The organism is Nocardioides pocheonensis, assembly GCF_003725535.1.
In the GTDB taxonomy this organism is placed as follows: Bacteria; Actinomycetota; Actinomycetes; order Propionibacteriales; family Nocardioidaceae; genus Marmoricola; species Marmoricola pocheonensis.
Genome location: NZ_RJSF01000019.1, coordinates 42,537 through 55,200, shown reverse-complemented (window position 1 = coordinate 55,200; position 12,664 = coordinate 42,537). Strand labels below are relative to the sequence as shown.

The 12,664-nt window shown below is 72.6% G+C and carries 11 protein-coding genes and 1 pseudogene; 7 read left to right on the top strand and 5 right to left on the bottom strand.

Going from position 1 to position 12,664, the window contains the following annotated elements:
- Positions 1 to 11: 11 nt before the first annotated feature.
- Entirely contained in the window at positions 12 to 578 is a 567-nt protein-coding gene (locus EFL26_RS06100) for an O-methyltransferase (RefSeq protein ID WP_123222005.1), read from the top strand.
- A gap of 266 nt (positions 579 to 844) precedes the next feature.
- Here the strand turns inward: EFL26_RS06100 and yczE are convergent, their stop codons facing one another.
- Positions 845 to 1,612: a membrane protein YczE gene (yczE, locus tag EFL26_RS06095; RefSeq protein WP_246000048.1), complete on the bottom strand. Its 768-nt coding sequence runs from the start codon at positions 1,610 to 1,612 to the stop codon at positions 845 to 847.
- A 62-nt stretch (positions 1,613 to 1,674) separates the two neighbouring features.
- Here yczE and yczR point away from each other — a divergent pair, with 62 nt between their 5' ends.
- Positions 1,675 to 3,117 (top strand): MocR-like transcription factor YczR, encoded by a 1,443-nt coding sequence (gene yczR / locus EFL26_RS06085; protein ID WP_123222004.1) that lies wholly within the window; start codon positions 1,675 to 1,677, stop codon positions 3,115 to 3,117.
- Positions 3,118 to 3,120: 3 nt separating this feature from the next.
- Here yczR and serA read toward each other — a convergent pair whose 3' ends face one another.
- Positions 3,121 to 4,710, bottom strand: a complete 1,590-nt coding sequence (gene serA, locus EFL26_RS06080; RefSeq protein ID WP_123222003.1) for a phosphoglycerate dehydrogenase — start codon at positions 4,708 to 4,710, stop codon at positions 3,121 to 3,123.
- Positions 4,711 to 4,973: 263 nt separating this feature from the next.
- Between serA and EFL26_RS06075 the strand changes: the two genes are divergently transcribed.
- The 3 genes from EFL26_RS06075 to EFL26_RS06065 all read left to right on the top strand — a co-directional run bounded on the left by EFL26_RS06075 (position 4,974) and on the right by EFL26_RS06065 (position 8,316).
- Positions 4,974 to 5,540 carry a zinc ribbon domain-containing protein gene (locus tag EFL26_RS06075; RefSeq protein WP_123222002.1) on the top strand — a complete coding sequence of 189 codons (567 nt, stop codon included), beginning with the start codon at positions 4,974 to 4,976 and terminating at the stop codon, positions 5,538 to 5,540.
- A 153-nt stretch (positions 5,541 to 5,693) separates the two neighbouring features.
- Complete coding sequence (locus EFL26_RS06070; RefSeq protein WP_123222001.1) at positions 5,694 to 7,277, top strand: ATP-binding cassette domain-containing protein; 1,584 nt, start codon at positions 5,694 to 5,696, stop codon at positions 7,275 to 7,277.
- A 34-nt stretch (positions 7,278 to 7,311) separates the two neighbouring features.
- The gene (locus tag EFL26_RS06065; protein WP_123222000.1) at positions 7,312 to 8,316 is read left to right on the top strand and encodes a YihY/virulence factor BrkB family protein; all 1,005 of its coding nucleotides are present in this window, start codon (positions 7,312 to 7,314) and stop codon (positions 8,314 to 8,316) included.
- Positions 8,317 to 8,327: 11 nt separating this feature from the next.
- Here the strand turns inward: EFL26_RS06065 and argG are convergent, their stop codons facing one another.
- Together argG and EFL26_RS06055 are read right to left on the bottom strand one after the other, a co-directional pair.
- Positions 8,328 to 9,758, bottom strand: coding sequence for an argininosuccinate synthase (argG, locus tag EFL26_RS06060; protein ID WP_123221999.1), 1,431 nt, complete (start codon positions 9,756 to 9,758; stop codon positions 8,328 to 8,330).
- Between the two features lie 68 nt (positions 9,759 to 9,826).
- Positions 9,827 to 10,531: a DsbA family oxidoreductase gene (locus EFL26_RS06055; protein WP_123221998.1), complete on the bottom strand. Its 705-nt coding sequence runs from the start codon at positions 10,529 to 10,531 to the stop codon at positions 9,827 to 9,829.
- A 172-nt stretch (positions 10,532 to 10,703) separates the two neighbouring features.
- On the opposite strand from EFL26_RS06055, the gene EFL26_RS06050 reads away from it, so the two are divergent.
- Positions 10,704 to 11,603 carry an ABC transporter ATP-binding protein gene (locus tag EFL26_RS06050; RefSeq protein ID WP_123221997.1) on the top strand — a complete coding sequence of 300 codons (900 nt, stop codon included), beginning with the start codon at positions 10,704 to 10,706 and terminating at the stop codon, positions 11,601 to 11,603.
- On the top strand, positions 11,600 to 12,412 hold the full coding sequence (locus EFL26_RS06045; RefSeq protein WP_123221996.1) for an ABC transporter permease: 813 nt from the start codon (positions 11,600 to 11,602) through the stop codon (positions 12,410 to 12,412). Before EFL26_RS06050 ends, EFL26_RS06045 begins: the two co-directional genes overlap by 4 nt.
- 87 nt (positions 12,413 to 12,499) lie before the next feature.
- Here the strand turns inward: EFL26_RS06045 and EFL26_RS24635 are convergent.
- Positions 12,500 to 12,664, bottom strand: a pseudogene (locus EFL26_RS24635) (ketol-acid reductoisomerase); the annotation flags it as partial.

Genomic DNA, 12,664 nt, shown 5'->3' with positions numbered 1-12,664 from the left:
AGACTCATGGAATGAGTGCACCGCCGGACGTCCCGCCGATCGTCGCCCGTGCCTTCGACGTCTCCCGACGGGCCGGGTACGTGTCGTTCTGCCGCAACGAGACCGGCCGGCTGCTGGCGGCTCTCGCGGCCACGCGCCAGGGCACGATGGCGGAGTTCGGCACCGGCTGCGGTGTCGGTACGGCGTGGCTGCGGTCGGGCGTCCGCGCCGGCGCCTCGATCCTGACCGCCGAGCTGGACGAGAAGCTCGCGGTGGCCGCCCAGGAGATCTTCGAGGACGACCCGCAGGTCTCGGTGCTCGCCGCCGACTGGTCCACGCTGCGCAACAAGGGGCCCTACTCGCTGCTCTTCCTCGACCCCTCCTCGCCGGAGGACGCCTCGGTCGACTCGGTCGCCGACCTGGTCGAGCCCGGCGGCATCGTGGTGATGGACGACTTCACGCCGTGCGAGGTGTGGCCGCCGATCACCGCCGGTCGCGTCGACGCGCTGCGCGAGAGCTGGCTGACCGACGAGCGCTTCACGGCCGTCGAGGTGATGGTCGCCCCCGACGCTTCTGCCCTCATCGCCACCCGCAACTGAGCCGGCCCCGGCGGGACGCTGAGCGGGCACTCGTGCTGCGTCAAGGCGCGCCGAGCGGGCACTCGTTCTTGCCGCTGCACCTCCGAAGGGGCACTCGTGCTTCCATGGCGGCCGGAAGGCGCCGCCCGCTCGGCATTCCTTCAGCCAGCCGCACCGCCCGCTCGACGTACTCCCGCGCAGCCGCACCACCCGCTCGGCGTACTCGCGCGCAGCCGCACCGCCCGCTCGACGTACTCCCGCGCAGCCGCACCACCCGCTCGACGTACTCAGGCGGCGACGGGCTCGGCGTCGTCGAGGTCCGGCTCACCGTCGGCGGTGACCGGCGCGCTCTCGGGCAGCTCGACGATCGCGAGCGGGAGCAGGCGCTGGACGAGCGGGCCGATGGCCACGGCGTACAGGACCGTGCCGACGCCGAGCCGTCCGCCGAGGAGGGCACCGGCGACCACCACCGCGACCTCCAGGCTCGTGCGGACCCGCTGGATCGACACGCCCGTGCGCCGGTGCAGGCCGGTCATCAGGCCGTCGCGCGGGCCGGGGCCGAACTGGGAGCCGATGTAGAGCGCCGTGGCGACGCCGTTGAGCACCACGCCGCCGACCAGGAGCGTCCAGCGCAGACCCGGCGCCGACGGGGTCGCGATCAGGTGCAGGAAGAGGTCTGCGGACAGGCCCACCAGCACCGAGTTGAGGAGCGTGCCGAGCCCCGGCATCTCCCGGAGCGGGATCCAGGCGAGCAGCACGACCACGCTCATCGCGATCACCGCCGTGCCGATGCTGATCGGCAGGTGGCGCGCCATGCCCTGGTGGAGCACGTCCCAGGGCGCGTTGCCGAGTGCGGAGCGGATCATCATCGCCAGAGTCAGCCCGTAGAGCACGAGGCCCACGGCGAGCTGGCCGAGCCGGCGCGGGAGCCGCCCGGCGCGCAGCTGGGCGAGCGGACCGAGGAGGGCGAGCTCGCGCTGGATGCGCGGCCGTCGTGGCGGACGCCCGAGCGACGGGGTACCGAGGCGGGCGGTCGGGTCGAAGGCTCCGGACATGTGCACCAGTCCAGCGCAAAGTGGTCTGGTCTCAAATAGCCAATCGTGATTCACTGGCCTGCATGAGTGAGCGCGTGATGGCGGCCCGGCGGATCGCGGCGCTGGTCGGCGACTTCGACCGGTCCCCCGCCTACCAGGGCCTGGCCGAGGGCCTGCGGGTGCTGATCACCGACGGGCGGGTGCCGGTCGGCGTCCGCCTGCCGAGCGAGCGCGAGCTGACCGAGGCCCTCGGCGTGAGCCGCACCACCGTGACCCGCGCATACGCCGAGCTGCGCGACCGCGGCTTCCTGGTGTCCCGCCAGGGCTCGGGCAGCGTCGCCAGCCTGCCGGCGTCGCGCGGCCGCGGCGACCACCTGCTCCCGCCGAGCGACCTCCCGGAGGACAAGCTCGACCTCACCTGCGCGGCGCCGGCCCCCGGGCCCGGGCTGCTGGCCGCCTACCAGCGGGCCGTCGGCGAGCTGCCGCAGTACCTCGCCGGCAGCGGCTACTACCCCTCCGGCCTGCCGATGCTGCGCGAGGCGGTCGCGGAACGGTTCGCGGCGCGCGGCCTGCCCACCACCCCCGACCAGGTGATGATCGTGCCGGGCGCGCTGGCCGGGCTCGCGGTGACCGCGCGGGCGCTGGTCAAGCGAGGCGGGCGCACGCTGGTGGAGAGCCCGACCTATCCCAACGCGATCGAGACCCTGCGCCACAGCGGCGCCCGGCTGGTCAGCGCCGACGTCGGCCGCGAGGACCCCCAGGTCGACGGCCTGGTCGACGCCGTCGGCCAGGTGGCACCCGCCCTGGCGATGCTGATCCCGGACTTCCACAACCCGACCGGACACCTCATGGGCGAGGCCGACCGCGAGCGGGTCGCCGACGCGCTGCGCCGGGCCGGGACGCGCCCGATCGTCGACGAGTCGATGGTCGAGCTGCCGCTGGAGGGCCAGGCGATGCCGAGCCCGTTCGCGGCGTACGCGCCCGACGCGGTCACGGTGGGCTCGTTGAGCAAGCCCTTCTGGGGCGGGCTGCGGATCGGCTGGGTCCGCGCTCCGCAGGAGCTGATGGACGCGCTGTTCCGGGCTCGGCTCAGCCTCGATCTCGGCACGCCGCTGCTCGAGCAGCTGGTCGCGACCGACCTCATCCGCACCGGGCAGACGCTCCTCGAGCACCGGCGCGCGACCCTCCGCAGCTCCCGCGACGCCGCGCTCGCGGCCCTCGCGGAGCACCTGCCGGAGTGGAAGGTCCGCCCGCCGACGGGTGGGCTCAGCCTCTGGTGCGAGCTGCCCGAGGACCGCGCACACTCCACCGACCTCGTCCCGTACGCCGCGGGCCGCGACGTGCTGGTCGTCCCGGGCCCGAGCTTCGCCCCGGAGGGCGGGCTCGACCGCTTCCTGCGGATCCCCTACACGGCGGCGCCGCAGGTGCTGGTCGACGCGATCGCACGGGTGGGCGTGGCCTGGCGCGACACCCCCGCCGGGGGCCTCGGTCGCCGGCCGCGCCCGACGCCGACGCTGGTGGCCTGAGGCTCAGGCGGTCAGGTCGACGCCGCGCACGGACTCGGCGTTGATCGAGGTGCGGATCGCCTCGAGCACCTCGGCCGGGACCGCGGAGTCGACCGAGAGCGCGACCAGCGCCTTGCCGCCCTTCGCGTCACGCGAGACCTGCATGCCGGCGATGTTCACGCCCGCCTCGCCGAGGATCTGCCCGACCGTGCCGACCATGCCCGGGCGGTCCTCGTAGCGGAAGAAGGCGAGGTGGTCGGTCGGCTCGAGGTCGACCAGGAAGCCGTTCACCTCGACCAGCCGCTCGCGCTGGTTGATGCCGATCAGGGTGCCGGAGACGGAGAACTGCGAGCCGTCGGCCAGGGTGCCGCGGATCGTGATCAGGTTGCGGTGGTCGGGGCTCTCCGGGTCGGTGACGAGGCGTACGGCGGTGCCGCGCTCGGCCGCGAGCAGCGGGGCGTTCACGTAGGACACCTGCTCCTCGACGATGTCGGCGAACACGCCCTTCAGCGCGGCCAGCTCGAGCACCTTGACGTCGAACTCCGTGATCTCGCCACGCACCTCGACGTCGATCGACTGGGCCACCTCGCCGGCCAGCAGCGTGAAGATCCGGCCGAGCTTCTCGGTGAGCGGGATCCCCGGACGCACGTCCTCGGCGATGACGCCGCCCTGCACGTTGACGGCGTCGGGAACCAGCTCGCCGTTGAGCGCCAGCCGCACCGAGCGGGCCACGGCGATGCCGGCCTTCTCCTGGGCCTCGTCGGTCGAGGCGCCCAGGTGCGGCGTCGCGACGACGTTCTCGAGCTCGAAGAGCGGCGAGTCCGTGCAGGGCTCCTTGGCGAACACGTCGAGCCCGGCCGCGGCGATCTGGCCGGTCTTCAGCGCGTCGTACAGGGCCGCCTCGTCGACGATGCCGCCGCGGGCGGCGTTGACGAGCACCAGGCTGGGCTTGGCCTTGGCCAGCTCCTCCGCGCCGATCAGGCCGACCGTCTCGGGCGTCTTGGGCAGGTGCACGCTGAGGAAGTCGGCCTCGGCGAGCAGCTCATCGAGGGTCACCATGCGCACGCCCATCTGGGCCGCGCGGCCGGCCTGCACGTAGGGGTCGTAGGCGATGACGTTCATCCCGAACGCCGAGAGCCGCTGGGCGACCAGCACTCCGATCCGGCCGAGGCCGACGATGCCGACGGTCTTCTCGTACAGCTCGATGCCGGTGTACTTCGAGCGCTTCCACTCGCCGTTGCGCAGCGCGGCATGGGCCGGGCTGATGTGCCGGGCCGCGGCGAGCATCAGCGCGACGGCGAGCTCGGCGGCGGACACGATGTTCGAGGTCGGCGCGTTGACCACCATCACGCCGTTCTGCGTCGCAGCCTTCACGTCCACGTTGTCCAGCCCGACGCCGGCCCGGGCGACCACCTTGAGGTGCGAGGCGGCGGCGAGCGCCTCGGCGTCGACCTTGGTCGCGGAGCGCACCAGGATGGCGTCGACGTCGGCGATCGCCGGCAGCAGCTCGTCGCGGTCGGCGCCGTTGCAGTGCCGGATCTCGAAGTCCGGCCCGAGGGCCGCCACGGTGGCGGGGCTGAGCTCCTCAGCGATGAGTACGACGGGCTTGCTCACGTCAGATTCCTTCGAAGGTCGAGAGGTCGGCACGAGGACCGGCGGGCCCGGCGCCGCCCGGTCGTGCTGGGGACCCGTGCGAACGGCCGCCGTGTGCACGACGTTGTGCCCTCGTCGACTCTACCGGACCGGACCTCGCCGACAGGGTCGATCTCGGCGCGCTCCACCCGGTGCGAGGCGGCCGTCGAAGAAGTTCGTAGGACCACGCTGAGATTGCGCTGAAGGACGGCTGTCGACGGACGTCGCACTGCCATCCTTCGTCCGTGAAGAGCTGCCCGAACTGCGACGCACCGCTGAAGCCGGCCGCGACGTTCTGCCTCGCCTGCGACCGTCCCGTCGTCGAGGAGACCAGCCGGCTCTCGGTCGGCGAACCGGTGAAGGTGTCCGTCGGCCGTCCGGTGGTCGGCGTGGCGGCGGTGGCCGCGACCGTGCTCGGTCTCGGCGCGCTGGCCTGGGGCGGCCTCGCCCTCATCCACCACGAGCGCGCCCGCTCGACGGCGCAGGTGGTCGACGACGTGAAGCAGGGCACCACGCTGCTGGTGGACGCCGAGGCCGGGAGGACCGCCGCCTGCCACCGCTCGGTCGGGGTGCTCGCCGGGCCTGCCTCCGACGTGCTCGCGGAGTGCCACGCCATCCTCGACCACGACCCGGGTGCCCGGGTCGCGTCGATCCGGGTGGACCGGCTCTCGCTGCAGACCGAGACCGGCACGGCACGGGTGCGAGTCTCGGTCGACGACCGCACCGGCACCCACACCCTCGACCAGGTGGTCACCCTGGTCCACGCCCGCCGCGACTGGCGGATGAGCTGGAACGGGCACCCGGAGATCTGAGCGCGACGAGCGCGCACAGCACGAAAACCCGTTTGTGCTGCACGGAGGGCCCGACGTACCGTCTCCGCCGTCGCTGTCCCCGAGCCGAGAAGGTCCCCGATGCTCCGTTGAGGTCGAACCGGTCGCCCGTTTCCCACCTCTCCTGGAGCATCCATGTCTCTCGCCTTCCGCGACGTCAGCGTGCGCTGGCCCGACGGTGACGTCGTCCTCGACGGCTTCAGCGCCACCATCCCCGACGGCCGCTCCGGCCTCGTCGGCCTCAACGGCAGCGGCAAGTCCACGCTGCTCCGGCTGCTCGCCGGCGACCTCCTGCCCTCGAGCGGCACCGTCGTCGCGCCCGGACGGGTGGGATGGCTTCGCCAGGACCTCGTGCTGCGCGACGAGGAGCCGGTCGACGTCCACCTCGGCATCGCACCCGTACGGCGGTCGCTGCGGGCGATCGAGCAGGGCGACGTCGACCCTCTCCACTTCGACGTCGTCGGCGACGACTGGGACGTCGAGGAGCGCGCGACGGCCGAGCTCGACCGGCTCGGCCTGCCGGCCGGCGTCCTCGACCGCAGGCTGGGAGAGCTCAGCGGCGGGGAGGTGATGCGGCTGGCGCTGGCCGGCCTGCTGCTGCACGCCCCCGAGGCGCTGCTGCTCGACGAGCCGACGAACAACCTGGACCGGGCGGCACGGGACCAGCTGCACGCGTTCGTCGCCGACTACCGCGGCACGCTGGTGGTCGTCAGCCACGACCGGGAGCTGCTCGAGCACGTCGACCGCATCGGCGAGGTCCGCGCGCTGCCGGACCGTTCCGGTGGCCGGACGCTCACCTGGTACGGCGGGGGCTGGTCGGCGTACCGGGACGCCGTCACCGCCGAGCAGCAGGCCGCCGAGCAGGCCGCGACCGCTGCTCGTAACGAGGTGCGGCGCGAGCAGCGCGACCTGGCCGAGAGCCAGACCGTGATCGCGCGGCGACGCCGCCAGGGCGAGCGGCTCGGCGCCTCGGGCAGCCTGCCGCGGATCCTGGTCGGCGCGCGGAAGCGGGCCGCCCAGGAGTCCGCCGGGAAGTTGACGGGTACCCACCGGCAGCGGCTCGACGACGCCCGCGAGCGCCTGGAGCGGGCCGAGGAGCAGGTCCGGTCCGACCGCGAGATCGTCGTCGACCTCCCCGCCACCACGGTGCATCGAGGCCAGCGGGTGCTGGAGCTGGACCACATCGAGCTCCGCACCGGACAGGTGCTGGACCTCGAGGTCAGCGGGCCCGAGCGGATCGCCGTCACCGGGCCGAACGGCGCCGGCAAGAGCACGCTCCTGCACACCGTCGCGGGCGACCTCGCGCCGGTGTCCGGCGAGGTGCGTGCCCTCGTGCCGTCGCGCCTGCTCCCCCAGCGCCTGGACCTGCTGGACCGCGCCTCGAGCGTCGTCGACAACGCCCGCGCCCTCGCCCCTGGCGCCGAGCCGAACGCCGTCCGCGCGTCCCTGGCACGGTTCCTCTTCCGCGGCCGCGCCGCCGACCGGCTGGTGGGGACGTTGTCCGGCGGTGAGCTGTTCCGGGCGACGCTGGCCTGCCTGCTGCTCGCCGACCCGGCGCCGCGGCTGCTGCTGCTCGACGAGCCGACCAACAACCTGGACCTGGCCAGCGTCCGGCAGCTGGTCAGCGCGCTCGAGGGGTACGCCGGCGCCCTCCTGGTGGCCAGCCACGACGAGGCGTTCCTGGCCGACCTCGGGATCACGCGGCGGGTCGTGCTCTGAGTTAGGCCACCTCCGGGGTGGGTACCGCCCATCCATGAGGGACCACGGACGACGGACAGACTCCCGGCACCTGCGGGGAGTGCCGGGCGCACAGGCGGACAAGCCGACGGAGGTACCGGCGCGCGGATGGTGGCAGATCCTGCGCCGGGCCTGGGCCGAGTCGAAGAAGGACCAGGTGCCGCTGCTGGCGGCCGGGGTCGCGTTCTACTCGTTCCTGGCGCTGTTCCCGGCCATGATCGCCGCGATCACGCTCTACGGCCTGGTCGCCGATCCCGCCACCGTGGCCCGCCAGGCCGACAAGCTCACCTCCGCCATGCCCTCCGACGCCGCCAGCCTGGTCACGCGGCAGATGAAGGCCCTCGCCGAGAGTCCTCATCAGTCGCTCGGCCTGGGGCTCCTCATCGCTCTCGCGCTCGCGCTCTGGAGCGCCGCCGGGGGCGTCGGCAACATCGTGACCGCGATCAACATCGCCTACGACGAGGAGGAGAAGCGCGGGTTCCTCCGCCGCAAGCTGCTCTCCCTCGGCCTGACCCTCGGCGCGATCGTGTTCGTGGTCGTCGCGATCGCCCTCGTCGGCGTGGCCCCCGCGTTGCTCCACTCGCTGGTCGGCGGCGGCCCGGCACGCTGGGGATTCGAGGTGATCCGCTGGGTCGCGCTGCTCGCCGGCATCAGCCTCGCGCTCGCCGTGCTCTACCGCTACGCACCGGACCGTGACCAGCCGCAGTTCCGCTGGGTGTCCGTGGGCGCCGCCGTGGCCAGCGTGATCTGGCTGGTCGCCAGCCTGGGCTTCTCGTTGTACGTCGCCCACTTCTCCAGCTACTCCAAGACCTACGGCGCGCTGGCCGGGGTCGTGGTGCTGCTGCTGTGGCTGTGGATCACGAACCTCATCGTGCTGCTGGGCGCGGAGGTCAACGCCGAGGCCGAGCAGCAGACGGTCAAGGACACGACCCGCGGGCCGGAGCGGCCGCTCGGGGAGCGTGGCGCGGTGAAGGCCGACTCGCTGCCCGGCGACCGGGGCGAGGTCCGGCACGCCCGCTGACGCGTGCTTGATCAGTCCGCGCCGAGCTCCATCGCGGCGTCCCCGAGGATCGCCTCCTCGTCGCCGGTGAGCTCGGGGTTGGCGGCGATGATGTCGGCCCCGCCGGCCGGCAGCTCGCCGTACAGGATGCCGTGCTCGACGACGACCTGACCCTGCTCCATCGGTTGAGCGGCGTACTGCTCGAGCTTCGCGCGCGAGTCGGCGATGTCGAGGTTGCGCATGGTGAGCTGGCCGATCCGGTCCGTCGGACCGAAGGCGGCGTTCTCGGTGCGCTCCATCGAGAGCTTCTCGGGGTGGTAGGAGAAGGCCGGGCCGTCGGTGCGCAGGATCGTGTAGTCTTCGCCGCGCCGCAGCCGCAGGGTGACCTCGCCGGTGACCAGCGACGCGATCCAGCGCTGGATCGACTCGCGCAGCATCAGCGCCTGCGGGTCGAGCCAGCGGCCCTCGTAGAGCAGCCGGCCCAGCCGACGGCCCTCCGAGTGGTAGCTGGCGATGGTGTCCTCGTTGTGGATCGCGTTCAGCAGCCGCTCGTACGCCGCCCAGAGCAGCGCCATGCCGGGCGCCTCGTAGATGCCGCGGGACTTGGCCTCGATGATCCGGTTCTCGATCTGGTCGGACATGCCGAGCCCGTGCCGGCCGCCGATCAGGTTCGCCTCGTGGACGAGCGCGACGGCGTCGTCGAACACCCTGCCGTCGATCGCGACCGGGCGGCCCGCGTCGAACCGGATCGTCACGTCCTCGGTCTCGATCGCGACCGCGGGGTCCCAGAACCGCACGCCCATGATCGGGTCCACCGTCTCGAGCGAGACGTCGAGGTGCTCGAGCGTCTTCGCCTCGTGCGTGGCGCCCCAGATGTTCGCGTCGGTGGAGTACGCCTTCTCCTGGGAGTCGCGGTAGGGCAGGTCGCGCTCGGTCAGCCAGGCGCTCATCTCGTGGCGCCCACCGAGCTCGTCGACGAAGTCCGCGTCCAGCCACGGCTTGTAGATCCTCAGGGACGGGTTGGCCAGCAGGCCGTAGCGGTAGAACCGCTCGATGTCGTTGCCCTTGAAGGTCGACCCGTCGCCCCAGATGTCGACGCCGTCCTCGTGCATCGCCCGGACCAGCATGGTGCCGGTGACGGCCCGGCCGAGCGGGGTCGTGTTGAAGTAGGCCCGGCCCCCGCTGCGGATGTGGAACGCCCCGCACGCCATCGCGGCGAGACCCTCCTCGACCAGCGCGGCCTTGCAGTCGACCAGGCGCGAGATCTCGGCGCCGTACTGGGTCGCGCGGCCGGGCACCGAGGCGATGTCCGGCTCGTCGTACTGGCCGATGTCGGCGGTGTAGGTGCAGGGGTGCGCACCCTTCTCGCGCATCCACGCGACCGCCACGGAGGTGTCGAGACCTCCGGAGAAAGCGATGCCGACGCGCTCGCCGACGGGGAGGGAGGTGAGGACCTTGGACACCGGAGAAGTATGCATGATCGTGCATGATCATGCAAAGCCGGTCCGCCCCTCTTCGACGGACGCAGGGGTCAGATCGCGCAGCCGTCGGGGCCGCAGGCGTCCGCGCCTCCGACCAGGTCCAGCGTCGGGTGGGCCTCGCTCCACGCCCGCTCGAGCACCTGCGCGAACACCTCACTGGGCTGGGCGCCGGAGACTCCGTACTTCCGGTCGACCACGTAGAACGGCACGCCGGTCGCGCCGAGCGCCGCCGCCTCGCGGATGTCGGCCTCCACCGCGTCGGCGTACTCGGAGGTGGTCAGCACCTCCTTGACCCGCACCTCGTCCAGGCCGACGCCGGCGGCGACCCGGAGGAGCGTGTCGTGGTCGGCGACGTTCTCCGTCTCCACGAAGTACGCCGACAGCAGCGCCTCCTTGAGGCGCCCCTGCAGCGCGGGTCCGCCGGTCTCCAGCGCCAGGTGCAGCACCCGGTGGGCGTCCACGGTCGAGACGCGCAGCGACTCGTGGTGCCGGAAGAGCAGGCCCTCCTCGGCCGCGACGGCCTCGACCCGGTCGATCATCTGGCGCCCGGCCTCCGGGCCGCCGCCGTACTTGCGCCCGAGCGCCTCGGCGACGGTCTCCACGGGGACCTGGGGCGCGGACGGGTCGAGCTCGAAGGACCGCCAGACGATCTCCACGTCGTCCGCGTGGTCGAAGACCGCCAGGGCCTTCTCCAGCCGGCGCTTCCCGATGTAGCACCACGGGCAGACGACGTCACTCCAGATCTCGATGCGCATGGTGGTTGAACCCGCAACCAGTCCCAATTGTTCCGCGGCCGGGGCTGCCCGCCCCGGACGGTCTCGGGGGCCGAGCCCCGCGCGACCCCGGCACCTCTCAGGGTCGGGTCAGGGGCGGGTCCAGCGCTGTCCCCGATGTGCGGAGACCCGTGCTGCCGCGAGGCTTCGGCCCATGATCACTGTCGATTCCCTCTCCGTGACGTACGGCCGGTTCACCGCCGTCGACGACGTCTCGTTCACCGCCCGACCCGGGCGTGTGACCGGCTTCCTGGGGCCCAACGGCGCCGGCAAGTCCACCACCATGCGCGTCATGGTGGGCCTCACCCGGCCCACCCACGGCAGCGCCTCGATCTCGGGCCGGCCGTACGCCGAGCTGCCCAACCCCGGGCTGGAGGTGGGGGTGCTGCTCGACGCGTCGGCGCAGCACGCCGGCCGCACCGGGCGCGAGATCCTCACCCTCGCCCAGCGCACGATGGGCCTGCCCAGCGCCCGCGTCGACCAGATGCTGCAGCGGGTCAGCCTGACCGGCAGCGAGGCGGACCGTCGGGTGCGCAACTACTCCCTCGGGATGCGCCAACGGCTCGGCATCGCCACCGCGTTGATCGGCGACCCCGAGGTGCTGATCCTGGACGAGCCGGCCAACGGGCTCGACCCGGCCGGCATCCGGTGGATGCGCGACCTGCTCCGGGAGTACGCCGACCAGGGCGGCACCGTCCTGCTGTCCTCCCACCTGCTGCACGAGATCGAGGTGATCGCCGACGACCTGGTCGTGATCGGGAACGGCCGGATCGTCGCGCAGGGCACGAAGGCCGACCTGCTCGCGGCTGCCGGGACCGTCGTCCGGGCAGCGAACCCGCTCGTGCTGGTCACCGAGCTCGAGCGGACCGGCGTGACCGTGTCGCTCTCCCCCGACGGGACCGTGCGCACCGACGCCGACCCGGCGCACGTCGGCCAGGTCGCCCTGTCCGCAGGCATCGCCCTCACCGAGCTCAGGTCGGCCGACAGCGCCGGCCTGGAGGAGATGTTCCTCGAGCTCACCGCAGAGTCACAACGAGAAGGAGCAGCAGCATGAGCGCCACGACCGCCACCCTGGAGCGGGAGGTCCCGAGGGCCCGCACCCGGCCCGCCCCGGCACCGATCCCGACGTCCCGGATCGTCGGCGTCGAGCTGCGCAAGATGTTCGACACCCGGTCGGGCTTCTGGCTGATGATGAGCGTCGGGATCATCGCGGTGCTCGCGACCGCGGCCACCCTGGTGTTCGCACCGCGCGACGAGCTCAGCTACGGCTCGTTCGCCGGCGCGATCGGCGTACCGATGACGATCATCCTGCCGATGATCGCCGTGCTCGCGGTGACCAGCGAGTGGAGCCAGCGCGCCGGACTCACCACGTTCACGCTCGTGCCGCACCGCGGCCGGGTGATCGCGGCGAAGGTCGCCGCCACCCTGCTCGTCGGCGTGGTCTCGATCGCGATCGCTTTCGCCGTCGGAGCGGTGGGCAACGTGGCCGGCAGCGCGATCGCGGGCGTCTCGACGACGTGGGACATCTCGCTCGGCAACGCCGCGACGATCTTCCTCGGCGACGCCCTCGGCATGCTGATGGGCTTCACCCTCGGCGTGCTGATCCGCAACAGTCCGGGTGCGATCGTCGGCTACTTCGTCTACGCCCTGGTCCTGCCGGTCGCGCTCGAGCCGCTGGCCGCGTACCAGCACTGGTTCCGCGACCACCGCGGCTGGCTCGACTTCAACTTCGCCTCCGCGGCGCTGTACGACGGCGGCCTCAGCGGCACGGAGTGGGCGCAGATCGCGGTCTCCGGCTTCGTCTGGCTGGTGCTCCCGCTGGCGATCGGCCTCCGGCTGGTGCTGCGCTCCGAGGTGAAGTAGCACCAGGACGCGGTTTCGGCAGGCTCGACCACCGATGGTTTCGGCAGGCTCGACCACCGGTGGTCGAGCCTGCCGAAACCTGTGTCGTCAGCGGGTCGCGGTGCCCTCGACGTAGTCGGAGTCGTGGCTCTTCACCCAGGCCATCAGCTTGCGCAGCTCGCGACCGGTCTGCTCGATCGGGTGCTGCTCGCCCTTGGCCCGCAGGGCCTTGAACTCCGGGGCGCCGGCGTCCTGGTCGTCGATGAAGCGCTT